26 protein-coding genes are annotated in these 23,604 nt (G+C 63.6%); 9 read left to right on the top strand and 17 right to left on the bottom strand.

Features of this window, described 5'->3' with window-relative positions; all coding sequences use genetic code 11:
- Window positions 1-9 precede the first annotated feature (9 nt).
- Window positions 10-306: a hypothetical protein gene (locus ACVT6V_RS10855; protein WP_124708183.1), complete on the bottom strand. Its 297-nt coding sequence runs from the start codon at window positions 304-306 to the stop codon at window positions 10-12.
- Between the two features lie 250 nt (window positions 307-556).
- Between ACVT6V_RS10855 and ACVT6V_RS10850 the strand changes: the two genes are divergently transcribed.
- From ACVT6V_RS10850 to ACVT6V_RS10835, 4 genes are read left to right on the top strand one after another with little or no spacing between them, the layout of a single operon-like run.
- Window positions 557-1,765 carry an amidohydrolase family protein gene (locus tag ACVT6V_RS10850; protein ID WP_124708184.1) on the top strand — a complete coding sequence of 403 codons (1,209 nt, stop codon included), beginning with the start codon at window positions 557-559 and terminating at the stop codon, window positions 1,763-1,765.
- Window positions 1,766-1,792: 27 nt separating this feature from the next.
- Entirely contained in the window at window positions 1,793-2,245 is a 453-nt protein-coding gene (locus tag ACVT6V_RS10845; RefSeq protein ID WP_489899768.1) for a Zn-ribbon domain-containing OB-fold protein, read from the top strand.
- Window positions 2,238-3,410, top strand: a complete 1,173-nt coding sequence (locus tag ACVT6V_RS10840) for a thiolase family protein (RefSeq protein ID WP_489899767.1) — start codon at window positions 2,238-2,240, stop codon at window positions 3,408-3,410. Before ACVT6V_RS10845 ends, ACVT6V_RS10840 begins: the two co-directional genes overlap by 8 nt.
- A gap of 49 nt (window positions 3,411-3,459) precedes the next feature.
- Window positions 3,460-5,097 (top strand): class I adenylate-forming enzyme family protein, encoded by a 1,638-nt coding sequence (locus tag ACVT6V_RS10835; RefSeq protein ID WP_232016858.1) that lies wholly within the window; start codon window positions 3,460-3,462, stop codon window positions 5,095-5,097.
- Between the two features lie 247 nt (window positions 5,098-5,344).
- Here the strand turns inward: ACVT6V_RS10835 and ACVT6V_RS10830 are convergent, their stop codons facing one another.
- The 5 genes from ACVT6V_RS10830 to ACVT6V_RS10810 are packed head-to-tail and all read right to left on the bottom strand — an operon-like array spanning window position 5,345 to window position 9,012.
- Entirely contained in the window at window positions 5,345-5,992 is a 648-nt protein-coding gene (locus tag ACVT6V_RS10830; RefSeq protein WP_232016859.1) for a PaaI family thioesterase, read from the bottom strand.
- The gene (locus ACVT6V_RS10825; protein WP_005199491.1) at window positions 5,989-6,213 is read right to left on the bottom strand and encodes a hypothetical protein; all 225 of its coding nucleotides are present in this window, start codon (window positions 6,211-6,213) and stop codon (window positions 5,989-5,991) included. Before ACVT6V_RS10825 ends, ACVT6V_RS10830 begins: the two co-directional genes overlap by 4 nt.
- A gap of 11 nt (window positions 6,214-6,224) precedes the next feature.
- Window positions 6,225-6,656 (bottom strand): Zn-ribbon domain-containing OB-fold protein, encoded by a 432-nt coding sequence (locus tag ACVT6V_RS10820; protein WP_005199492.1) that lies wholly within the window; start codon window positions 6,654-6,656, stop codon window positions 6,225-6,227.
- Window positions 6,656-7,870 carry a thiolase C-terminal domain-containing protein gene (locus ACVT6V_RS10815; protein ID WP_124708186.1) on the bottom strand — a complete coding sequence of 405 codons (1,215 nt, stop codon included), beginning with the start codon at window positions 7,868-7,870 and terminating at the stop codon, window positions 6,656-6,658. Before ACVT6V_RS10815 ends, ACVT6V_RS10820 begins: the two co-directional genes overlap by 1 nt.
- Before the next feature lie 5 nt (window positions 7,871-7,875).
- Complete coding sequence (locus tag ACVT6V_RS10810) at window positions 7,876-9,012, bottom strand: amidohydrolase family protein (protein ID WP_124708187.1); 1,137 nt, start codon at window positions 9,010-9,012, stop codon at window positions 7,876-7,878.
- 185 nt (window positions 9,013-9,197) lie between these two features.
- Between ACVT6V_RS10810 and ACVT6V_RS10805 the strand changes: the two genes are divergently transcribed.
- Window positions 9,198-9,842, top strand: coding sequence for a TetR/AcrR family transcriptional regulator (locus tag ACVT6V_RS10805; protein ID WP_489899766.1), 645 nt, complete (start codon window positions 9,198-9,200; stop codon window positions 9,840-9,842).
- 1 nt (window position 9,843) lies between these two features.
- On the opposite strand, the gene ACVT6V_RS10800 is transcribed toward ACVT6V_RS10805, so the two are convergent.
- Window positions 9,844-10,875 carry a DUF2889 domain-containing protein gene (locus ACVT6V_RS10800; protein WP_489899765.1) on the bottom strand — a complete coding sequence of 344 codons (1,032 nt, stop codon included), beginning with the start codon at window positions 10,873-10,875 and terminating at the stop codon, window positions 9,844-9,846.
- A 219-nt stretch (window positions 10,876-11,094) separates the two neighbouring features.
- Between ACVT6V_RS10800 and ACVT6V_RS10795 the strand changes: the two genes are divergently transcribed.
- Entirely contained in the window at window positions 11,095-11,859 is a 765-nt protein-coding gene (locus ACVT6V_RS10795) for a FadR/GntR family transcriptional regulator (RefSeq protein ID WP_255220728.1), read from the top strand.
- 70 nt (window positions 11,860-11,929) lie between these two features.
- Here ACVT6V_RS10795 and ACVT6V_RS10790 read toward each other — a convergent pair whose 3' ends face one another.
- The 3 genes from ACVT6V_RS10790 to ACVT6V_RS10780 all read right to left on the bottom strand — a co-directional run bounded on the left by ACVT6V_RS10790 (window position 11,930) and on the right by ACVT6V_RS10780 (window position 15,192).
- Complete coding sequence (locus ACVT6V_RS10790; RefSeq protein WP_489899764.1) at window positions 11,930-13,111, bottom strand: thiolase family protein; 1,182 nt, start codon at window positions 13,109-13,111, stop codon at window positions 11,930-11,932.
- 133 nt (window positions 13,112-13,244) lie between these two features.
- Window positions 13,245-14,084, bottom strand: a complete 840-nt coding sequence (locus tag ACVT6V_RS10785; RefSeq protein WP_124708190.1) for an SDR family oxidoreductase — start codon at window positions 14,082-14,084, stop codon at window positions 13,245-13,247.
- Between the two features lie 67 nt (window positions 14,085-14,151).
- The gene (locus ACVT6V_RS10780; protein WP_124708191.1) at window positions 14,152-15,192 is read right to left on the bottom strand and encodes an aldo/keto reductase; all 1,041 of its coding nucleotides are present in this window, start codon (window positions 15,190-15,192) and stop codon (window positions 14,152-14,154) included.
- A gap of 175 nt (window positions 15,193-15,367) precedes the next feature.
- Between ACVT6V_RS10780 and ACVT6V_RS10775 the strand changes: the two genes are divergently transcribed.
- Together ACVT6V_RS10775 and ACVT6V_RS10770 are read left to right on the top strand one after the other, a co-directional pair.
- Window positions 15,368-16,117 (top strand): enoyl-CoA hydratase-related protein, encoded by a 750-nt coding sequence (locus ACVT6V_RS10775; protein WP_124708192.1) that lies wholly within the window; start codon window positions 15,368-15,370, stop codon window positions 16,115-16,117.
- A gap of 171 nt (window positions 16,118-16,288) precedes the next feature.
- Window positions 16,289-17,092: an SDR family NAD(P)-dependent oxidoreductase gene (locus tag ACVT6V_RS10770; protein WP_489899763.1), complete on the top strand. Its 804-nt coding sequence runs from the start codon at window positions 16,289-16,291 to the stop codon at window positions 17,090-17,092.
- A 21-nt stretch (window positions 17,093-17,113) separates the two neighbouring features.
- On the opposite strand, the gene ACVT6V_RS10765 is transcribed toward ACVT6V_RS10770, so the two are convergent.
- The 6 genes from ACVT6V_RS10765 to ACVT6V_RS10740 form a co-directional block, all read right to left on the bottom strand.
- Window positions 17,114-18,022, bottom strand: coding sequence for an LLM class flavin-dependent oxidoreductase (locus ACVT6V_RS10765; RefSeq protein WP_489899762.1), 909 nt, complete (start codon window positions 18,020-18,022; stop codon window positions 17,114-17,116).
- Window positions 18,015-18,875 (bottom strand): acyl-CoA thioesterase, encoded by an 861-nt coding sequence (locus tag ACVT6V_RS10760; protein WP_124708195.1) that lies wholly within the window; start codon window positions 18,873-18,875, stop codon window positions 18,015-18,017. The genes ACVT6V_RS10765 and ACVT6V_RS10760 overlap by 8 nt, the downstream gene beginning before the upstream one ends.
- A complete protein-coding gene (locus tag ACVT6V_RS10755; RefSeq protein ID WP_124708196.1) occupies window positions 18,872-19,435 on the bottom strand; it encodes a TetR/AcrR family transcriptional regulator in 564 nt (187 codons plus the stop codon). Before ACVT6V_RS10755 ends, ACVT6V_RS10760 begins: the two co-directional genes overlap by 4 nt.
- Complete coding sequence (locus ACVT6V_RS10750; RefSeq protein WP_489899761.1) at window positions 19,432-20,196, bottom strand: SDR family NAD(P)-dependent oxidoreductase; 765 nt, start codon at window positions 20,194-20,196, stop codon at window positions 19,432-19,434. The genes ACVT6V_RS10755 and ACVT6V_RS10750 overlap by 4 nt, the downstream gene beginning before the upstream one ends.
- 98 nt (window positions 20,197-20,294) lie before the next feature.
- Window positions 20,295-21,197 carry an alpha/beta fold hydrolase gene (locus ACVT6V_RS10745; protein WP_124708198.1) on the bottom strand — a complete coding sequence of 301 codons (903 nt, stop codon included), beginning with the start codon at window positions 21,195-21,197 and terminating at the stop codon, window positions 20,295-20,297.
- A 9-nt stretch (window positions 21,198-21,206) separates the two neighbouring features.
- Complete coding sequence (locus ACVT6V_RS10740; protein WP_119032201.1) at window positions 21,207-21,608, bottom strand: acyl-CoA thioesterase; 402 nt, start codon at window positions 21,606-21,608, stop codon at window positions 21,207-21,209.
- 237 nt (window positions 21,609-21,845) lie between these two features.
- Between ACVT6V_RS10740 and ACVT6V_RS10735 the strand changes: the two genes are divergently transcribed.
- Entirely contained in the window at window positions 21,846-22,622 is a 777-nt protein-coding gene (locus ACVT6V_RS10735; protein WP_124708200.1) for an enoyl-CoA hydratase, read from the top strand.
- 112 nt (window positions 22,623-22,734) lie between these two features.
- On the opposite strand, the gene ACVT6V_RS10730 is transcribed toward ACVT6V_RS10735, so the two are convergent.
- Window positions 22,735-23,604 carry a mycofactocin-coupled SDR family oxidoreductase gene (locus ACVT6V_RS10730; protein WP_124708201.1) on the bottom strand — a complete coding sequence of 290 codons (870 nt, stop codon included), beginning with the start codon at window positions 23,602-23,604 and terminating at the stop codon, window positions 22,735-22,737.

Genomic DNA, 23,604 nt, shown 5'->3' with positions numbered 1-23,604 from the left:
ACCTGGATATCAATCCGACGCCGGAAGGCGCTTGGGATCCTTGACCGTCATCGGGACACCATCGACCGCTAGTGTCCCGGTGCCGGCCTTTGTCACCAACAATTCGAGACCGTGATCGATCGACTCGTAGCGCTTACCGATCACTGCTCCCCCGGCCTCGCTCGATGCAACCTTGGAAGGCGTCGCCGAACTCGCCATCGGGACGCCCCCACAGGTCACGGTCGCGTCGGTGGCGGATACCGCGATGACGATGACCTCCGCATCGCAGGTCGCGCTGTACAACCGGGACCCAATCTTCAGGGACATACTGGCATTCCTCATCTGGTTGGTGGCTCGAGCCACAGGACAGGGCTCGGTTCGTACATGTATAGCACGTCGTCAACGCGAGTTCAGCCAAATCCGAATACCTACTTGACCTGGCGGAGCAGGCGCTATGTTTTCACAACTATACGTGTATAGTTGTAGAAACCTGATGGCCTCACGCGAAGCGGTGCGGCCGCCAATATGGATGCTGTCGACCTCAGCGGTTTCAGCACACCAGCGAAAGGAAGCGCGAATGGCGATCATCGAGAATTCCGTAGGTCAACTGCCTTACATGCTCACCGACTTCGACCAGCACTCGTACGAAGCCGAGGACTGCTTCACGCGATTCATGCCGAAGGCGAAGCTGGACACGTCGGTCCGGCCCATCCTCTCGGCAAGCGGGCGCAAGGTACTGCTGGCCAACGACCGCGTCGTCACCGCGCTGGAAAACGACCTGGACCAGGCCTACGTTCCCGGTTCGCTTGTCGAGATGCTCAAGCAACGCGCATCCGGTGACGCGACCGACGCCGACCGATTCTACGAGCCAATGCAGAAGGAATACCTGGATCGAGACGCTCGCCTAATCCAACTGACGGAACAGCAGATTGAGCGTTCGATCATGTACCCGGGCGGGTGGGCGCTCATGGCGGAGCAATACCTCAAGGGTATAGATCCGCTGTACGACAACATCGAGTCCTTCAACAAGTGGATCAACGAGGACTGGGGCTTCGCGTACAAGAACCGCATCTTCGCGCCGGCACTGATGTCGATGCGAGATCTCGATCGCGCCTGCGAGGAACTTGACCGCGTGCTCGCCGCCGGAGCTCGCTTCATCACGATGCCCGCCGGCCCCGCATACGGCAGGTCCCCTGGCGACCCATACTTCGATCCGTTCTGGGCCCGAATCAACGAGGCACGCGCGGTCGTCTGCTATCACATCGCCGAATTCCACTATCAGGACAATGTCGCCTCGCAATGGGGCTGGGGATTGGTACCACCCTTCCAGTTCTCCGCGTGGCAATGGCAAAACACTTACGGTGAACGTCCGATCACGGATACACTTTCCGCGCTGATTTTCGACAACGTCTTCGGCAAATTTCCAAATGTACGAGTTCTCGTCAGCGAGTTCGGTGCCGAGTGGGTTCCGCATTTCATCCGGCATATGGACAAGAGCCGAGGAATGGCCCGGAACGGACAGTGGCTCGGGGGGCAACTCAAGGAACGCCCGAGCACGATCTTCAAGAAGCACGTCCGAGTTGTGCCTTACCCCGAGGACGACACCGTCACGATGATCGAGAACCTCGGCTCTACTGAGACATTGCTGATGGGTTCGGATTGGCCACATGCCGAGGGACTACGTGAGCCGGCCGATTTCTACAACAGGGTCGAAGGCTTGGGCGATGACGTTCGACGTGAGTTCCTCAGGGAGAATGGCATGAGGCTCACGGAAGGTACGGCCTGACCACAGACGACCCCGCAGGAGTGATGCATGACCGACGAAATCTCGAACGAAGCTCTGGTGCAACGGTTTCCTGGGGAGCCCATCACCCACGACAACGCCGCACACTACCGCGGACGACTTCGTCGACAGCTCCTTGTCAACCGGTGCGATAGCTGCGGGGCGTGGCATGCTCCCGCAAAGCCGATCTGTCCGGATTGCTGGTCGTCGCGAGTGACTCCGACTTCGGTCAGTGGCAACGGCACCATATTCATGGCCATCTTTCTCCATCAGGGACCACCGGCAGAGGGCGTGGACTACTCCACGCCCTATCCGGTGGTCACCGTCGAGCTCCAAGAGCAAGCCGGCCTTCGAATCACTTCGACCGTCGTCGGTGCTAGTAACGCGGACATCACAATTGGGGCGCCTGTACGGCTCGAGTGGCAAGAGCGCGCGGGTTCACCGATGCCGGTATTCGCATTGAGGAGTTCTGCCAATGCCTGATTCACGGAACCCGATGAAGGACAGGATCGCCATAGCCGGCGCCTCGACTACCGGGTTCATCGCAAAGAATCTTGAACGAAGCCAAACGTCATTGGCTGCAGAGGCGTGCGTCGACGTCATCCGTAAAAGCGGCATCGACCGGTCCGAGATCGACGGAATTTGCGGAAGCTACCCGACCGCAGCGGTAATGCAGTCGACGCTCGGAATACCCGAATTGACATGGTCCGGAAACCCTTTCATTCCACTCGTCGATCACATCGCCACCGCGGCCGCGGCCATACATGCCGGACTATGCAACGTTGTGCTCGTCTATCACGCCGCGTACCGTGTATCCTGGAATACCGGTTCTGCGCTCAAGGATCCCTTCCGCAGAATTTCTACGCCGGGCTTGTCTGATCCCCATCCAGGCCCCGAGACGATGGCCTCCAGCGCCGGCTACACCGGATGGGCGTCGCGGTATATGCATGAATATGGTGTCAGCCGTGAGGATTTCGGACTTGTTGCGATGAATTCGCGTCGCAACGCTGCCCAGAATCCGGGGGCCGCCCTGCGCGAGCCCATGACGATGGACGACTACCTCGCAGCACGGATGATCCGGTGGCCTCTGTGCCTACTGGACATGGATGTGGCCGTCGACGGCGCCGACGCCTTCATCCTCACCACGGCCGACCGGGCACGTGATCTACCGTTACCTCCGGTCCTGATCAACGCGGCAGTCCTCGGTCAGGATCGGCACAACGAAGAAGATCAGACCGTCAGTCTTCGTCAACACGGCCAACAGGTGGTGATCGAGACGCTGAAAGCCAAGGGCGACTTCTGGCTTGACGATATCGATCTCTATTACCCTTACGATGGCTTCACCCCGATAACCTTGAACTGGATCGAGAATGCGGGCTGGTGCGAGCCAGGAATGGGTGGAAAGTTCTTGCGCGAACACTGGGATGATGCTTCCAGTCGCGTGCTCATCAACGGCCGGATCCCCATGAATACGCATGGCGGTTCGCTGTCCGAGGGCGGTACGCAAGGTTCTGGCCACATCCGCGAGGCCGTCCATCAATTGCAAGGACTTGCCGGTGACAGGCAAGTTGCCGGGGCGAGACGCGCTCTGCTGACCATCGGTGGATTCTTTTTCAACGCGCAAGGCTTGATGCTCCACACCGGTTGACACCCACAAATCGGACCACCTCGATTCGACAGACCTATGGGAAGGAATCATGATCGAGAGTCTCGACTCAGCGGACGACGACGAAACGGCCTTGGACATGTTCCGAGCTCTGGTGGCAGACTCCCCCGACTCGCCGCTGCTCGATTACTTCGACAACTCGTTATCGGTCGATGACATCGACCGGCTGTCCGATTCCCTGGCGGCTGGGCTGTCTGACGGCGGCTTTCACGAAGGCGACCGGTTGGCGCTCTACCTGCAGAATGTCCCGCAGTACGTGGTGACACTGTTGGCAGTCTGGAAGCTCAAGGGCATCGCGGTCGCGATCAATCCAATGCTCACCGGTCACGAGGTGTCGAAACTACTCGCCGATTCGACACCAAAAGTGCTGGTATGTCTCGACGAACTGTTCACCCTCGGTATTGCGACGGCAGTGGCGAACTCGACAGTCACCAGAGTCATCACCACCAGCCCGCTCGACTGGCGAGCAACGATTGCCGATAGCTCCATTGTCGCGAACACAGTAGACGGGCTTGACGGCTGCGAGGATCTGTCCGAGTTGATCAAACACAACGACAACCGGAAGCCACCCCACTTATCGCCGGTTCCCGACGATGTCGCGGTGATCACATATACCTCTGGAACTACCGGGGTACCCAAGGGCGCGATGAACTCTCACCGAAACGTGGCCACCGGCGGCCGAGCGTACCGCGACTGGTTCGGTCTCGGTCGGGATGACATCATCTTGGGAATCGCGCCCCTGTTCCATGTAACCGGATTGTCGGGCCACATCGCGAGCACTCTGGCGGCCGGTGCGCGCCTGATACTTCTGTACAGGTTCACCGTGGATGAAGTAGCGCGGGTTGTCCGCGACAAACGGCCGACGTTCACCGTCGGCGCCATCACAGCCTTCATCGCCCTGGCAAACTCCCCCGAGGTCAGGCACGCCGACCTCGCCAGCTTGACAAAGGTTGCATCCGGTGGCGCTCCAGTAGCGGCTGCGACGATCGACAATTTTGAAGATCTGTTCGGCTCGTATATCCACAATGTTTACGGGATGACCGAGACAACGTCGCCAGTGCTGGCGGTCCCCATGAACTCCAGGGCACCTGTCGGTACCCAGACCGAGGCGTTGTCCGTCGGAGTCCCCGTCATCACGGCCGATGTAGCCGTTGTCGGCGACGACGGGCTGCCCGTAGCTGTCGGCGAACTGGGCGAGGTTGCAGTTTCCGGCCCTCAGGTCATCACCGGCTATTGGAACAACCCGGCAGCCGACGCCGAGGCTTTTCGCAACGGCCGCCTCTTGACCGGTGACGTTGGTTACAGAGACGACGCCGGCTGGTTCTACTTGGTGGACCGGCGCAAGGACATGATCATCGCCAGCGGATACAAGGTATGGCCACGCGAAGTCGAAGACACTCTCTACAAGCACGAGGCCGTTCTGGAAGCAGGTGTGGTCGGTCAGCCTGATGACTATCGAGGTGAATCCGTCATGGCATTCGTCAGTCTCAGAGACGGATTCGAGACGACCCCTCAGGAACTGATCGATTTCTGCCGAAGCCGCATGGCGGCATACAAATACCCGCGTGAGGTCGTGATCGTGGATGCCATCCCGAAGACGGTCACCGGAAAGGTCCTTCGACGCGAGTTACGTCCAGGCATCCAACCCGAACTCCACCGTCCCGGATGACCGGGGCCGCTATCGCACAGTGAGCTGGATCGGGTTCAGACCGGAACGACTCGCCCAATTTTCTCGACCTTGTCAACCCGGCCACTCGGGAGTGCCGGAGCGAGTAGAACCAACGCTCCGTTCCCCAGAGACCGATAGAGCCGTCGCTGCGCTCCTCAGGGAACGTGAAGATTCACCACCGTACGATCCCTGAGGAGCACCAAAGCGCTAGTGGGGCCCGTCACGGAGGGCCCGCTCAGATCTTTTGCTAGGGTTGATCGGGCCGCAACGCCACGAACAGGCCCTCGGCCTCCGCACACAATATGTCCCCGTCGTGCAGTGTCGCCTTGAGAATGCGCTTGCGGCCTTCTTCGCTGACCAGCCAGGCGCGCAACTGTAAGGTCCGAGCGATCGGTGTGATGGAACGAAAATCGGTGTGCAGGTACGCAGTCCGTTGGGGCGGCCGACCCCCAGAGTTCGCCAGGCGACCAAGTATCTCGTCGAACATCAGCGGGATGGTGCCGCCATGGGCGGCGTTGTTGCCACCGAGAAAGTAAGGGCCGAAACGGACCGTCCCGCTCACACTGTCGCCGTCGGATTCGGTGACGACTATGGTCGGCGACATCGTCTGACCGCGGCCCGGGATGTCGGTTCGTCGTCCGAAGACCCGATCGCGTTCGCGCACGCCGAGTGGCTCGAGTTTTCGCGCCCAGCTACCGAGAACGGCGGACAATGACTCCAGGAGCTCGGGGTCGGGCTTCGCCTCGGCGAGGCGGTCCAGGAAATCCCCGAGGTTCTCGATCATGTCGCCGTACACGGCGCTGTATTCCGCTCCGCCGGAGAGCTCCGAGGAACGCCACGGGCGTTCTCCGCCATCGGAGAACCCCGCGGCGCCGGGTGGATGTTGCCCACTCAAGCGGGCACACTCCCGGTGTGAATCCGGGCCGCACGCAGACCCTCCTCGGTGCTCGGCGCCTCGATCCGCCACTCACCACACGAGCACCAGCAGTCGTAGTGATCTCCGTCGGCCGACGGAATGATCGCCTGCCCGTCGCAGTATCCGCCGGTGTTGGCGATCGACTGCATGAACTCCAACGGCTTCTCGTACAGCGAATTGTCTTCGTCGTGATCGCTCATGTGTTCACTCCTCAATTCTCGTCGGGTGCCAGACGGAAGACCGGCAGCATCCAGCCGTCGGTGATCGGGTGAAAGTCCACGGTCAGGGCCTGACCGATCTCCACGTCCTCCGGATCAACGTCGACGATGTTGGAGACCAGCCGTGCCCCCGGGGCATCCGGAAGGTCCACGACCACCGGTACCAGGGTGACGTCGGGCAATCCCGGAAAACCGTGCACCACGGCGAAGCTGTACACAGTTGCCGCTCCCGACAATTCGACCCAGTCCACATCCGTGGACTGACACTCGGGACAGTAAGGCGTCGGCGGAAGCCGGAAGTGCCCGCACGCAGAGCATTTCGGCGCGACGAGCCGGCCTTCCCGGGCTGCGGTCCAGAAGGGCTCGGTCACCGGATTCGTGGTGATCTGAACATAATCGCTCGGTAGCGCGGTTGCGGTCGCCATCAGCTGGCCTTTCCCAAGATGAGTCCGGAGACCGGCAGCGACGCCGGTCCGCCGGTGATGAGAGCGTGTTCTGCGTCGGTGACCTGGTTGATCGCGGTCCCGCGCATCTGCTCCACACCTTCCACGATATGGGTCATACCGATGATGTACGCCTCGGACAACTGGCCGCCGTGGGTGTTCACCGAGATGTGACCGTCCTTGCGTTCCGGCGAGTAGCGGATGGCTCCGGACTCCACGAATGCACCACCCTCACCGCGATCACAGAACCCGTAGTCCTCCAACTGCATGAGAACCATGGGGCTGAAGTGGTCGTACAGCAGTGCGACATCGATGTCGGACGGACCGAGACCTGATTGCTTGTAGAGGCGATCGGCGATCGGCTTGTTCCCGGCCGACGCGAAGTACTCGTCTGGCATCCCCATCCACGCGAACGCGCGACCCCAGTCCTTGGAGCCCCCGTGTGCGGCCGCGACGACCGGCACCGGCTTCTGCTTCAGATCCCGCGCCCGATCCATGCTGGTCGTGATCACCGCCACCGCTCCGTCGGTCTCCTGACAGAAGTCGTAGAGACACAACGGCTCGGCGATCATCCGCGCGTTGAAATAGTCCTCCTTGGTGAGCGGCACGCCTTGGAAGCGAGCCTTGGGACGGTTCTGCGCGTTCTCTCGCTCGGTGAGCGCGATCTCGCAGAAAGCGTCGCGGCGCGTTCCGTAGAGGTGCATGTGACGCCGCGCCAGCACCGACATCAGATGCCCCGGTCCGGCCAGGCCGCTGGGCTGCAGGAAGGAGTTGATCGGGTCCGGAGCAACTGCGGAGAACACGGTGCCCAGACGTTGTTTGGCCTGCTGCAGCGCCATCACCGTCACGACGACGGTCGCGTCGCCGGCGACGATCGCGGCTCGGGCGAGACCGATCGAACCTGCCGAACCACCGCCACCCGAGGTGAGCGAGGCGGTGAAGGTCACCTCGGGGATCCCGAGCGTCTCCATGAAGTCGGCCGTGTCCATCTTGTCGCCGTAACCGGCCCCTGCGCCGGAGTAGTAGGCGAATCCGTCGATGTCCTTGACCGACAAGCCCGCGTCCTCGCAGGCGGCCAGGATGGCCTCGCAGGCCAGCTGGGTGGTGGTCTGCGGCCACGACTCGCCGCGTCGGTAGTAGGGCGTGGCCCCGATTCCGACGATCGCGACGTCGCGCAATCCGTTGGCGTCCGCCATCGCGCTCATCCCTGGATCGCGTCGGTGCTCTCCGGCACCGGCGGAACGTCGGGGAACAGCTCATAGAAGACACCCTGGGTGATCCGCTCGACCGTTTCCGGCTTGGCGTGAGCGAACAACCCCTCGAGGGTCTTCTGGGTGTGTCCGAACGTCCCCTCCATGTGTGGATAGTCCGAGCCGAACATGACGTTCTTGTAGCCCATCGCCTCGTTGGCCGCGACGGCGGTTTCGTCGTGCTGGAAGGACGCGTAGACCTGCGTCATCAGGATCTCCTTCGGATCCCGGGTGAGCTTGGGCCGCACGGCCATGTGGTGCTGGCGGTATCCCTCGAGCAGGCGGTCGCCGAGGAACGGAATCCATGTGGCTCCACCCTCGGAGATGAGGATCTTGAGGTCGGGGTGACGATCCAGCGCGCCCGACGCGACCAATTTCATCGCTGCACGCTGACCGGAGAAGGTCGTCTCGGTGTAGTTCATGACCGCGCCGCCCGGTCCGCGAAACACCTGCCCGGCCCCGCCGGAGGTCATGTCGACCGGGTCGGTACCGATGTGGAAGGCCGGGACGATGCCCGACTTCTCGCAGATCTCCCAGAAGGGCTCCCACTCCTTGCGGTGCCAATCCGGCGCCGACGGATGGGGGGTGGTCGGCAGGAACACCGACTTGAAGCCGTTCTCGGCCAGCCACTCGATCTCCGACACGGCGTCATCGACGTCGAGGGTGGAGACCTGTCCGGTGACCACGTAGCGCTTCGACACCGGTGCCAGTTCGTCGCGCGCATATTCGTTGCTCGCCCGCATGCAGGCCTTGAGAAGCTCCGGCGTACGGAACGTCGATGCCCACATGCCCAGACTCGGGAAGATCACCTCGCCCCAGACACCCTCCTTGTCGAGGTCGGCCAGGCGTGCCACCGGGTCACGCACGCCCTGCGGCTTGTGGCTCTCCTCGATGAACTGGACCGCTGCCGACGTCGGCAGCTTGCGCCGGAAGGTCTGGCCGTCCACCGAGACCGTCTCCCACTCGCCGTCGGGATCCTTCTGCGACTTCGGGGTCAGTTCGGCCAGCGCCTTCGGCAGGCGGGCATCCCACACGTCATCGGGTTCGAGGAAGTGGGAGTCACCGGAGTTGGTCCACATCTTGGGCATCGATCATCGCCTCCAACGATTGTCTGTGAGAACGCCGGGACCGACATCCTCAAGGGCTAATCAGAGTATTCATCTAAACAATTAGGCTGTCAAGCTTTTCTAAGAGTAGATCATTAGATATTCTCGTGGCACACTGTCCACGCCCTCAGCGCAGCTGTACGCAATCCCGAGACAAGGGGTAACCCATGGCCAAACGCCGACATGTCACCGGCGAGGCGACGCGTACCGCGCTGATGGTCGCCGCGGAGCGGCTCTTCGCCGAGCGCGGCGTCGAAGGCGTGACCATGCGGGAGATCCAGGAGCGCGCCGGCCAATCGAACGCTTCGGTTATCACCTACCACTTCGGCTCCAAGACGGGCCTGGTCCAGGCCTTGATCCGGTGGCGCAACACCGAACTCGACCGGCGTCGCGCCGAGTTGCTCGACGACGCGCGCGAAGACGGCCGGGAACAGGACCCCGGTGCCGTGGTATGGCTGGTGGTCCGCCCGCTGGCGGAGTCGATCGCCGCCGGCGAGATGTTCGTGCCGTTCCTCGCCCGACTCAGCGAGAATCCACGGGCGACCCAGGAGTACTGGCCGGCCGACATCGACGACTGGTCGACCGACCTCATGGAGAAGCTCGTCGGTGGGGCGATCGCGGACATGCCCGACCGGTTACGCCGGGGCCGGGCGTTTCAGCTCTACAACAGCGTGCTGAACCTGCTGGGCGAGCAGGCCCGGGCCGCGCATCCCATCAGTGAGGTGCAGTTGCACAACTACGTCGACGCCTGGGTCGGGATGCTCACCGCGCCGGCCTCCGAGGGCACCCGCGCCCTACTCGCCGGGGGATAGGTCAGCGGATCTGGGACACGAGGTGCCCGACGTCGGCCAGGGCACGCAGTGCGTCGTTGAGGTGAGTGCAGCCGGCCACGCCCTGCAGCCGTTCGAGGACTGTCGTGCGCAAGTTCGCGATCGGCGAGCCGATCAACCCATCCACCCCGAACACGGCGAGGGGACACTCGGCATACGGCAGGACGTGCGGTTCGGGAGTGACCTCCACGAGGGTCATCGACTCGGCATCGATGCGTGCGGTCAGTCCGTACTCGTGCACCGCGATCCGACCCCCAACCGGTCGAGTCGATGAGTCCTGGAACATCGAGTCGACCCACACGTCACGGCCATCCCGCCAGACGTCGATGCGCCTCGCGCGGCGCATCGACAGCTCGGAGATCTGCTCGATGTCGTGCCAGGCAAGGGGGTCGTCGTTGGCTTCGAGAGGCTCGACCTGGCGGGTCCGATGCGTCCATCGGGAGGTGCCGTCGGGCGCGAGACCACTCGATCCCGGCATGAATCCGGTACAAATGCCGGTCATGTCGCGCTGCCGAGCGGTCCCGGCCGCCCCCGGAGCGAGCAGACTCTCGATCGGGTACCACTGAGCAAACGCGAATCCCGAGATCAACGTGGCCCCCGGGATGTCGTCGAGCATCAGGTCGACCGGGTCGGCCCCCGTGACTCCGCCCACCTTCGCCGATAGTGCGCGGCGGAATCCACTGCCGGCACGCTCCCCGACCAGATCGCCGATGCCCGGTCGGTCCGGCGCCGTCGCAATCGTGATCGCCTCGACTCGACGATCGGTCGCCACAGTGACACGCATCGAACTGCGGGCGATTGCGACACCGTCACGTCCTGTGGTGACCAGGTCACGCCCACGTCCGTCGAGGGTCAGCCGACTTCCCCACCCGTCGGCCCAGCGCATATCGATCGTGGTGGTCCTTCGCACCGAACCCGGTCGGCGCGGAGGCGCCGATACGGCCGGCCCCCGCACTCTGGCGCGCGGATCTGCTGGGTCCAAGGGCCCGATGCCCTCGACGTCGATCAGACTCATCAGCTGTTCGCTCCTCACCCCTCGGTGTCGACGGAGACGCGCATGGCGTTATTCCATTTTCAGTGCAATTATTTTACTATTATGGATGTTAGCGGCGCTGGATTCCAGCGTCACCCCCGCCACCCTACGTGCCTCGGCATGCCGCCGCGGAAAGGCAGTTTGAGCGTTATGACCACCCACTCCCGATCGAATTCCGGCGCCGCTCGCGTGGGAACGGTCATGCGCGCACCGAAGACGGCCGAACTGATCGCCGGACACCTACGCCGCCAGATCGTGCAGGGTGAGTTGGAGCCCGGCGAGACCCTACCGCCGGAGATGACGCTGATGGATCAGTTCGGCGTGTCACGACCCACGCTCCGCGAGGCGTATCGGATTCTGGAGGCGGAGAGCCTGATCGGAGTGCGCCGTGGAGCACGCGGAGGCGCTCAGGTGCTCGAACCCGATCCGATTGTCGCAGCCCGACACGTCGGCCTGTTGCTACAGCTGCAAGGGACCACGATCCAGGACGTATACCAGGCCCGCATGGTCAACGAGCCGGTCTGCGCACGCATGCTCGCCGCGATCCGCACCGATCAGGATCTCGACGACCTGCGCCTGGTGGTTGCCGACCTCAGCGCGCTGGTCGAGTCGGGACCCAGCGCAGCGCCCGACATGTCCCAATGGAGCCACAACACCTACCGTTTTCACGAGTTGATCCTGCAGCGATGCGGCAACACGACGCTGGCCATCCAGGGCGCGGTGTTGGCAGATATCGTGGAGACCCATTTGGTGCAGGCGATCTCCCAAGGCATGCTGGAAGAGGAGAATCTACAGCCTGCCCGCTTCGAGAAGACGCTCCGTTCGTACCGAAAGATGATCCGGTTACTCGAAACGCACGACGGTGCAGGCGCCGAGCTGCACTGGCGGTCGCATATGGAGATCGCCGCCGGTTACATATTCCGGTTCGACCCCAGCAATCTCCCATTGGTCGACATCGTCAAGTGATGAGCTGCGCAGGGCCCGCGATCGACGTTGATCGCGGGCCCTGCGCGTGTTCAGAGTAATTGCCGCAGAATCAGATCCGCTCGATAATCGTCGCGTTGGCCATGCCGCCACCCTCACACATCGTCTGCAGACCGTATCGTCCGCCGGTGGATTCCAGGTGGTTGAGCAGGGTGCCCAAGATACGGGTTCCCGAGCCGCCGAGCGGATGGCCGAGCGCGATCGCGCCGCCCCGCGGATTGAGCTTGTCCTGATCGGCATTGAACTCGCGCGCCCATGCCAGCGGCACCGGCGCGAACGCTTCGTTCACCTCGTAGGCATCGATCTCGTCGATCGAAAGCCCCGACTTGGCCAACGCCTTGTGCGTCGCGGGGATGACACCGTCGAGCATCACCAGCGGGTCCGAACCCGTGACGGCGAAGGTGTGGAAGCGGGCGCGGGGCTTGAGACCGAGTTCATCGGCCTTCTCGGCGCTCATGATCAACGCCGCGGATGCGCCATCGGTGAGCGGTGACGAGTTGCCCGGCGTGATCACCCAGTTGATCTCCGGGAAGCGCTGTGCGAACTTCTCGTCGGCGAAGGCCGACTTCAATTGCGCGAGTCCTTCGGCGGTGGTGGTGGCACGGACCGTTTCGTCGGCGACATGGGTCGATCCGTCCGGCAGTGCGACCGGGATCATCTCGTTGGCGAATCCGCCGTTCGCGGCGAACTCCGCGGCACGCGCGTGTGACCTCGCCGAGAAGGCGTCCAACTCTTCGCGATCCAGCTTCCACCGCGCCGCGATCAGCTCTGCGCCGATGCCCTGGTGCGCGAGGCCGGCAGGATACCGCTCGGCAAGCGGCCCATAAGGATTGGTTCCCGGCAGCGCCGCTGCGCCCATCGGAACACGGCTCATCGACTCCACGCCACAGGCGATGACGATGTCCTGAGCACCGGACAGGACGGCCTGCGCGGCGAAGTGTGCGGCCTGCTGGCTCGATCCGCACTGCCGGTCGATGCTCGTACCCGGCACCGCTTCCGGGAAACCGGCGTGCAGCAATGCGGTCCGGGCGATGTTGAGCGCCTGATCGCCGGCTTGGCCCACGCAGCCGGCGATCACGTCGTCGACGAGTACCGGATCGAGGTCATTGCGCTCGACCAGCGCGCGCAGTGTCTGTGAGAGCAGGACGACGGGATGTACGTCGGACAGCGCGCCGCCGGACTTGCCCTTGCCGGACCCGGTCCGGACGATGTCGACGATGACTGCTTCGGTCATGATTGTTCCTCACGCTTGCTTTACAGTTTATTTATTTAACCATTAGTGACATGTTTGGGGCAACGCGCGGGCCGAACACGGCACCGGCGATGCGGGGGCCCACGTCTGCGGAAACAACCGATTCGCCGTCAGCTCACGAGCCTGCCCGTTCCATCCAGAAGTCGAGTTCGAGTTCTTCCTCTCTGGCGCATGACCGGTAGACCGACATATCGGTGACACCGGCTTCGGCAAGGACCTCGTCGTCGATGAGACATTGCCCGGTTCTCTCACCACTCGGCGTGGTGAGAATGACGTAGGCGGCATCGCGCACGATGTCGGTGGTGCGGCTACGCGAGACGAGGTCCGCGCCCAGGACATTGCGAACGGCTGCCGTGTCGATCGTCGTACGCGGCCAGAGAGAGTTGGCCGCGATCCCGTAGTCCGCCAACTCGCGGGCCAACCCGATGGTGACCAGTGACATCGAGAACTTCGAGATCGTATAGGCGAGATGAACCTGGTCGATCCATTTGGGGTCCAGAGAGATCGGCGGCGACAAGGTCAGGATGTGCGCATTGCCCGACTTCTTCAGATACGGGATCGCGCTGCGCGACAACGAGAAGGCACCACGGGCATTGATGTCCTGCATGAGGTCGTAAGCCTTCATGCTCATCTGCTCGGTGGGAGCCAGATTCAGCGCACTGGCGTTGTTCACGACGATGTCGATGCCCCCGAACTGTTCGGCGGCGGCCGCCACGGCGGCGTCGACGTTGTCGTCGTCCCGCACGTCACCGACGATGGGCAGCGCGTGCCCACCGGCCTCCTCGATGGCCTTGGCGGCCGTGTAGATGGTGCCGGGTAGCTTCGGGTGGGGTGCGGCGGTCTTGGCCAGCAGTGCGATGTTGGCGCCGTCTCGCGCTGCGCGAACGGCGATAGCTTCACCGATCCCGCGGCTACCGCCCGACATGATGATGGTTTTTCCGGCCAGTGACGGCACTATGTACTCCTTCGTTGCGAAATGTCCGGGCGGTCCTCGACCGCGACGGTGGGATCCGATGCCGCTGTCACGGCGCGCCGACGGGAAGGCGGCGCAGGTCTTTTCGTCGGATGGCCTGGGGCTCGAACGCCACATCCGCGCGACTGATCGTCTCGCCCGGAGCCACGATCTCGTCGATCCGGTCGAGGATGGCGTCGTCGAGGTGGACCTGTGCCGACGGCAGTTGGCTCTCGAGTTGTGCCAACGTGCGTGGACCGATGATCGTCGATGTCACGGCAGGATGAGCGAGAGTGAATGCGAGCGACAGCGTGATCAGGTCCAGTCCTGCATCTGCGGCGACTGAGTCGAGGCGGGTGAGCAGTTCATGCTTCGTGTCGGCACCCGGACCGTCGGCAGTCCACGTGCCGCGTCCCACGCGTGCGAACCGTGAATCCGATGCCATCGCGGTGTCGGCGCGATATTTGCCGGTCAGCCATCCACCGTTGAGCGGACTCCAGACGATCGCACCCATGCCGTAGCGCAGGCAGGTGGGAAAGACGTCGCGCTCGGCACCGCGTACGAAGATCGAGTACGGCGGCTGCTCGCACCGAAACCGGATGTGACCGCGACGCTCGGCCGTCCACTGCGCCTCGACGATCGTCTCCGCGGCGAACGTAGAGGTGCCGACCATCCGCACTTTGCCGTCCCGAACGAGGTCGGACAGGGCGCCCAGCGTTTCGTCGAGATCGGTGTACTCATCCTGACGATGGACCTGATACAGGTCGATGTAATCCGTCTTGAGCCGACGGAGGCTGTCCTCGCAGGCTTGGATTATCCACCGCCGCGACGCGCCACGATGATTGCGATCGCGGCTCATCGGGTTGAAGAACTTGGTCGCGAGGATGATCTTGTCGCGCCGCCCCTGCAGCGCCGTACCGACGATCTCCTCGGACTGCCCCGCCGAATACACGTCGGCCGTGTCCACGAAATTGATGCCGCCGTCCAACGCGGCATCGATGATCGTCCGGCATTGCTCGGCGTCCGTGTCACCGACTGCACCGAACGACATCGCACCCAAACACAGTCTGGATACCTGGATACCGGTCTGACCCAGGTGGCGCATCTGCATGATTTCGATTCCTTCGTGCCCCGCTGCCGCGGCGCCCATGGTGGCGGTCGTTCGCCCGCTGAGGCGACCGATATGGCGCAAAAACAGTGCATTTAGTTGTACGATAGTCGATCGTGGCCGACAATCAAGGCCAACCCGATCGGTGGCCCACCCACCACGACGAAGAGCCGAGACGATGAGCGTCTACGAATCCGTCCATGGCCGAACGCTGGTCGTGCACATGGACCGCCCAGCCAAACGCAACGCGATCGACCGCCAGATGGCGCAGGGCATCAGTGCCGCCCTCGACCGACTCGACGACGACGACCAGCTGTGGGTCGGCGTCATCACCGGCACCGACACCGTGTTCTCGGCAGGCACCGACCTGGCCGCCGGCCGGGATGCGAAAACCGATCGTGGTGACGAGTACGGTCTGATCCGACGTCGACGCACAAAACCGCTGATCGCGGCCGTGGAGGGGCCGGCTTTGGGCGGAGGGTTCGAGATCACGCTCGCGTGCGATCTCATCGTCGCATCCACCTCTGCACGGTTCGCGCTGCCCGAGACGCGCCGTGGCGTCATCGCGAGCTCCGGCGCCCTGTTCCGGGCGCCCCGTGCCCTGCCGCCGGCGATCGCCAAGCAACTCCTCATCACCGGTGCCGGCCTGTCCGCTGAGCGGGCCCACCATTTCGGTGTGATCAATACCCTCGCCGCGCCCGGCAAGGCCCTCACCGAAGCGCTCGCGCTCGCGGAGGACATCTGCCAGTCCTCTCCGATCGCGGTACGCCAAACCCTGGCCGCGATGGCCGAGCAGGACGAGGACGCCGACAAGATAGGTTGGGCCGCCACCGGTCGGGCGATCGACGTGGTCACGGCATCAGAGGACATACAGGAGGGGATTCGCGCCTTCTTCGAACGCCGGGCACCGGAATGGACTGGAAAGTGACGTCCTGCTGAGCGCTCGACCGTCGGGTCGAGGTCGCGATCGTGAGGAGAGGGGTGTCGGGATCATTCCGGTGCAAGGCCACCGTTCCCACCACTGCGCACTGCGCTACATTTACCCAAGAACCGTCAGCCGGTTGACGATTCACGTCGACCGAACTCCGGGAGGATCATCGTGAGGGTTGCACCTGGCCAGGTTGCTGTCGTCACCGGAGGGGCCAGTGGAATCGGGTACGGACTCGCGGCCGGGCTCGGATCCCGCGGAGTCAAGATCGTGCTCGCCGACATCCGCGAACCCGGACTGGCCCAGGCGAAAACAAGCCTGACGGACCGGGGGATCGACGTCCTCACCGTTGTGACCGATGTCGGCGATCCCGACTCGGTCCAGCAGCTCGCCGATGCCACGATCCGGCACTTCGGCCGGGTGGACATCGTCTGCAACAACGCCGGAGTCGTTGGCGCACAAGCACCGATGTGGGAGCAGCAACGTCAGACGTGGCAGTGGCTCATCAACATCAAGCTGATGGGTGTGGTGCATGGGGTCACGACGTTCGCGCCGCTCCTACTCGAGCAGGGCACCGGCCACATCCTCAACACGGCGTCCGCCGGCGGTTTGATGCCACTGCCCACGATGACACCCTATAACGCGACGATGCACGCCGTGGTCGGTCTCACCGAAACCTTGAACATCGAATTACGCGGGGCTGCAGCTGGTGTCGGCGCTTCGGTGTTGTGCCCGGGCCGCGTGGCGACCGGGCTCGGCACCAATTCAGAAGCTCTCCAACCGGCGGCGGGTGTCGCGGCAATCGGCAATCCGCAGGATTCCGCAGAATCAGTCCTCGATCCGGCCGAGCTTGCGGAGCTGACCATCGCCGCTATCGAGGCGGGCACGGTGCACATCGTCGCCGGCGCGGGTGCGGCGGTGGGTGCGCGAACACGGCTCGACTCGGTTCTTCGTGATCTGACCCAACGTCCGTGACCTGAGGTCGTGCGTCGGCTGTCATTCGCGCAGGGCAGAGATGACATCCCGCCCGAACAGGTCGATCGTATCGGGATCGGCGCGGTCATGGAATCGGACGATCGCGAGCTTCACACCTCGATCCGCCTCGGACGCGAACCGTGCCGTCAGCTCGTCAGTCGTGCCGATCAGCGCAGGACCCCAACCTGATTCAGGCATTCTGCGAGCCGATCGTTCCGCGACCTTCGCCCGAGTCGCTTCGTCGGTCACAACGCCGACGGGATACTGCACCGAGATCTTCGCAGCTCCGCTCAGCGGCGCGAGTTCGTTGAATCTCGGCCGCGCGGATGCGACACAATTCCACCAGTCCGCATGCTTGGCGACCAGGGGCATCGTCAGTCGTTTTCCACCTCCACCGATATGGATGGGAATCGTCTCCTGTTGCGGAGTCGGCCGGCCGTAGGCGCCAGACAGCTGGAAGTGCTTCCCGGGGTAGTCGAACGGTTCACCGGAGAACATCAGCCGAAGTATGTCGATCGTCTCACCGAGTTGCTCGGCCCGTTCCTGCCGGGTGCCGACGTCGAAGCCGAACATCGCGAACTCGTCGTCCACCGAACCCCACCCGAGGCCCAATTCGAGTCGGCCGCCGGAGATCTGATCCAGCGTGGCTGCCATCTTGGCAATCAGTGACGGGTGGCGAAAGGGGTTGCATCCCACCAGGTGCCCCAAGCGGATCGTCGTAGTCGACGAGGCGATCGCAGACAACAGCGTCCAGCTCTCCAGGGCATCGAACTGCGGTGCACCGGGGGCATAGAGGTGGTCCATGACCCAGAAGGAGTCGAATCCGGCAGCTTCCGCACTGCGCGCAGCGGCGATCATTGCTGCAGCGTCGATTCCCAGTTGCGGTAGGAACAGACCGAACCGGAGCCGAGGGCGACGATGTTCAGTCATGTGTCAGTCGAACCAACCCTTCTTGAGTCGAATCGGCGACGGCTCTCCCGGCCAGATCGTAGATCTGGCCCCGGCACAGTGCGCGGTCTGTCCACGATCGGACCGTGGTCGTCTCGTGCAGCAGCCACGTCTGCGCATCGGGTCGGGGCGAAAACCACAGGGAATGGTCGAGACTGACTGCACGCAGCCGTCGATCACCCATGACCACACCCAGTGGCCCAAGTGACGCGCTGAGCAAGAACATGTCGGAGAGGTAGGCAACCGCCGCCGCGTGCAGCAACGGCTCCTTCGGCAGTGGGTCAGCCGGCCGCACCAGAAACCGCTGCCGCGGTGGCGCCGAGCCGGTCCGCAGCACACGCGAGCGCGCCGGCTCTTCGAAGAATCGGACGTCGAGTCGAAGCATGCTCGTCAACGCCGCCAGCCACGACCGCAACTGGCGAGCGTGGTCGTCATCGGCGGGCTCAGGCGTCCATGACGCCTGACCCGCATCGACGGTCGGATGGTCGGCTTCGGGATGCGCGTCACTGACGGGACGTAGCGAGAGTTCCACGGTTGCCAGCAGATCGGCCCCCTGGACAGCCACAACGCGTCGCCTAGCACTGGATCGCCCATCACGCGTGGCGTCTACTCGGTAGTCGATCGGACGCGCCCAGTCACCTGGGCGCTCAAAATACGCGTGTAGTGAATGCGGGAGATACCCCGGGTTGACCGTGCGGCCGGCGGCCGTCACCGATTGACCGAGAAGCTGACCGCCGAAGACATTCCCGGGGAGCCCGAGACGTGGCGCGCCCCGAAACACCATGTCACCCAGCTGTGCCGGGTTCAAGATGTCAGCCAGATTGTCTGTCGTCATGCGAGCCCGTTCAGGTGGTCACGCACGAATCGGTCGACCAATTCGGCGTCGACGCGATCATCGGCACACAAGTGCGCCGTAGCGCACAGGAAGACGTGCAGGTCCTCCAGTGCAAAGTCGGCAGGAAGCGAATCCTCCTCGTGCGCCCGGTCGATGAGGCCCTGGCCACGTCGTCGAATCTCGCTACGGCGCTGCGCCAAACCTGGCGTGTCCTCCGGACTGCCCAGAACCACATCGACCAGCCCACGACCCCCCAGTCGCGTCAATGTCGATGAGTATCGTTGGACGGCATCAAACGCAGAACTCATGGACTCGACCTCGTCCAGTTCGCTCTCGACCTCGGTCAGGAGATCTGCCAACACGGCCTCTATCAGATCGTCGCGGGTGGCAAAGTGTCGGTACAGCGTCCCGATCCCCACACCGGCAGCTGTGGCGACCGCGGCGGCGGACAAGTCGAACCCCCTGTCCCAGAGTTGCTCCCGACCGATCTCCAGCAACCTCTCGCGATTGCGAAGTCCGTCGGTACGGGGCCGTCGCGCCGGCGCATGTGGGCGGCTCATCGCACCTTCAGTGTGCCGCCGTCGATCGATATCGTCTGCCCGGTGACGAATCCGGCACCTTCGGAAGCATAGAACGCCATCACGGGCACGAAGTCGTCGACGATGTCTCCTAGTCGGCCACCGATCGGGATGCGTTGAGCCATGATCGCGTCGTGCTGAGTCAATTGATCCTCGGTCATCTCCGACCGGGTCTTGTCGTACATCGGTGTCCAAATCGCCGGCGCGATCGCGTTGACCGTGATGCCGTATTGCCCCCATTCGGCGGCGACGGTGCGCGTCCAGGCGAGGACTGCGCCCTTACTCGCCGAATAGGCCGCCTTGCGCGGCAACCCGTCGAGACCTGCGGCGGAAGCAAAGTTGAGGATAGCTCCGCCGTGATCTCGCAGATGCCGGAATGCGGCTTGATTGGTCAGCATCGTGCCGGTGGCGTTGATCGCCATCACCGTGTTCCACAAGTCCAGCGGGGTCGATTCCGACGGGGCAAAAGGCGCAATACCCGCCGCATGGATCAAGACATCCAGTCCGCCAAGGGTTTCCACTGCCGCATCGATGGCTCGATCCACCGAGACCTGATCCGAGACATCAACCTGCTGGAACGTTGCGCCCACCTCGTCTGCGACAGTGCGTCCTACGCTCTCGACGAGGTCCAGCGACACCACCCGCGCTCCGAGTTCGGGAAACGCACGCACGAGGCCCTCCCCCATGCCGCTGGCACCACCGGTGACGATGACGCGACGGCCGTTGAGATCTTGTGCGCCCATCCAGTTGCCTTTCGCGTCACTTAAACGGAGCTATTGACTCCTGTTTGATCTCTCACCATAGAGCTCAGGCGCAACGCCACGCAAGGGTGCTGCCCTCTTCAGGGATGGGCGTTCACCAGCGCACGCGTGAGGAAATCAGCGAGACCAGTGGTGAAGACGTCGTTGTCGTCTCCCGCGACCATGTGCCCGGCCTCGCGCACATCGACCACCTCGATCTGCGGGATGAGCTCCCGCATCTCGGCGACTCCCTCGTCGGAGACGACGTCTGAGCGCAGACCTCGTATGAGCAGGAACGGACAACCGACAGTGCGCGCGGCCGCGAGGGATCGTTGGTATGCCGCTGCACTGTTCGGATGCTCCGGACTGTCCGACGCGTCATCGAGGTCGAGACTGCGCGGATCCCAGTGCCAGTGCCACCGCTCGTCTCGCAGCCGGAGATTCTTCTTCAAGCCCTCCAGCCCGCCGGTCCGACGTCGGTGCGGGTTGTAGGCCGCGATCGCCTCGGAGGCCTGCTCGAGACTCTCGAATCCATTGGGCGCACTCCGCATGAAATCGCGTACCCGCGAGCTACCGGACTCTTCGATTCTGGCCGCGACATCGACCAGAACCACGGCCTGCGCGAGTCCCTCGTTCTCGCCGGCGGCCATGAGCGAGATGATGCCGCCGAGAGAGGCCCCGACCAGCGCCAGCGGTAGTCCAGGATCACGACGCCGGACCTCGGCGATCAGTGCCAGTAGGTCATCGAGGTGTCCGGACAGCCCGTAATCGGCATCCTGTGCCCATCCGCTGTCACCGTGCCCACGCAGATCCACCGCGTAGGTGATCCAGCCAAGTGCCGCCAGTCGCTCGCCGGTCGTGCGCCAGGAATGCCGTGTCTGACCTCCACCGTGGAGCAGGACCACGATTCCGCCGGTCGCCAGGCCCATCCAACGGTCGGCAGCCAGCTCGAGTCCGGCGCCCGGAAGGGCGACGCGGGCATGTGAGGTGTCATCGGTGGCCATGAGCGCCCTTCAGGTTTCCAGAATCGTCTCCAGCGCGGTTCGCTGCTCCGCGGTCAGCGGGGTCGACCGCTTGCGGTCGGGAGCCAGTCGGGCCAGCACGATCGTGATGACCGCACAGACCACATCTTCTTGGTATAGCACCACCCGGAAACCCAAGCTGCTCACACCGAGCCGGATCAGACCGGTTTCCGCGCAGACATCGCCGACGAACAATTCCCGGTTGAACTGCGCGGTCACGTCGACGACACCCAGGTCGCGGGCGGGCAACAGAGCGCCACACGTATCGACGAGCAATGAGTTCCAGGCGTCGGACGAGTACTCCATCGCAAGATAGAACGGGACATGGGCGCTCGCGGGTACCGTGCCGTCACGCTCCGGGCGATGTGAGATGGGGGCCGCATACGACTTCACCGTCTGAGTATGTCCCGATATCCGGTCGATGTCTGCGCCGTTCGCACAACACAACTCAAATATCCATGCGTGACAAAAGGAATGCACCGGTGCGAGTCGAGGCCTGGCCGAACCGGCCCAGCTCATGAGATCGTGAGTGCAGGGCTCCTCGAGAGGTCGAAAGAGTCGGATTGAGCAGTCGGGACAGTTGGTCCACGCGCGAGCCGACGCGGCCCGCCCGACCATGTCAGGAGAGAGATGAACCAATCAGAACTGGTGATCGTCGAGCATTCAGGGTCCACGTGCACCATCACCCTCAATCGCCCGGAGGCCCGCAATGCACTGTCGCAGGCGCTGAACCATGAACTCGTGGCCGCCGTCGACGACGTGGACGCAGACCCGGCCGTGGCGGTCATCCTGTTGACCGGTGCCGGTGGGTCTTTCTGTTCCGGAGTGGATTTGAAGGAACTCGCGCAGAGGGGGTTCACCGGAAGCGAGAAGACCGAGAACTGCATCGATCGCGTCGCCGCCTGCACGACACCAGTTGTCGGACTCGTGGACGGGCCGGCCGTGACCGGCGGCTTCGAGCTTGCGCTGGCGTGCGATTTCCTCATCGCATCTGCGACAGCTCGGTTCGCCGACACCCACTCTCGGGTAGGTATCGTCCCGGGCGGTGGGCTCACCGCACGATTGGCGGAGGCGGTAGGGATTCGCCGGGCCCGGCAGCTCAGCGCCACCGGGCAGTACGTCGATGCAGCCACCGCCCTGCACTGGGGATTGGTGAACGAAGTAGTCGAGCCGGAACAGTTGCGCGACCGCGGCCTGGCCATCGCCGAATCATTCTGCGCCGCCGATCCGGCCACCCTGAACCAGGTGTGGGCTCTGTACGACTCGCAGTCCGACGATCGGCTCACCGTTCCCCTCGCCCGTGAGACCGAGATCAACCGGACCTGGACCGCACACGTGAGCTCGTTGGCCGAATCCACCGCAGCTGTTCTGGATCACGGCCGGGCTCAGAACGCCGACCGTCGATGAGGCCGCCACGCCAGGTGTCCGTCATACCACCCGATTGTCACTCGCCCGGCGCCGTGACCCGTCGTCGGTCTCGGCACCGGGCGGAGCTCGCCACAGCTGTCGCACTGGTGAACTAAGAGCCCGCCGGACCACCCGGCATCTTGAGAAGCGATCCCGCATCGACCCGCAGTTGTTGACCGGTGACGTAGCGGGAATCGTCTGAGGCGAAGAACAGCACCGCATTCGAGATGTCCACGGGTTCCACATACGGGATGGGCATCGCCTGGAACATGGTGAAGGCCGGCTCCACGTCTTCGCGCGTGGGATTCTCCAGGTCGGGACGGAACATCGAGTAGAGGCCGTCGTTGTGGAGGAGGTGCGTATTGACGTTGGTCGGATGGATCACATTGACCCTGATGAACTCTGGTGCCAGATGCAAGGCGAGCTGCTCGGCGTAACCCATCAACGTCTTCTTCGCCCAGCCGTATCCGGCAGAACCGGGACCCATCGCCGGATTGTCCGTCGTGTTCGGCAGCATCGCTGCCGTCGATCCGGTGATCACCACCGAAGCATGCTTACCCAGGTGCGGCATCGCCACAGCGACCGCGTTCATCACACCGACGAGATCGACGTCCACCGCATCGACGAAGTCCGATGCGTGCGGGTCGCCCATGGCCATCGGCAGGATGCCGGCGTTCGCCACGACGACGTCGAGACGGCCAAGCGCTGCCAGTCCCTCGTCGAGCGCCGACTTCAGCTGCTGCCGGTCACGCACGTCGGCCTTGACCGTGACGATCCGACGATCGAACTTCTCGACGAGCTTGGCGGTCTCGGCCAGATCCTCCTCGGTGGCAAGCGGATATGGGTTCGACTCGATCTGCTCGCAGATGTCGACCGCGATGATGTCCGCACCCTCTTCGGCAAGCCGTACCGCGTGGCTTCTCCCCTGCCCGCGTGCCGCACCGGTGATGAATGCGACTTTGCCTTCGACTCTTCCGGCCAT

The sequence above is a fragment of the Gordonia sp. LMA167 genome (assembly GCF_058130025.1).
The sequence above is the reverse complement of the archived record's forward strand: the minus strand, read 5'-3'. Positions and strand labels throughout refer to the sequence as shown.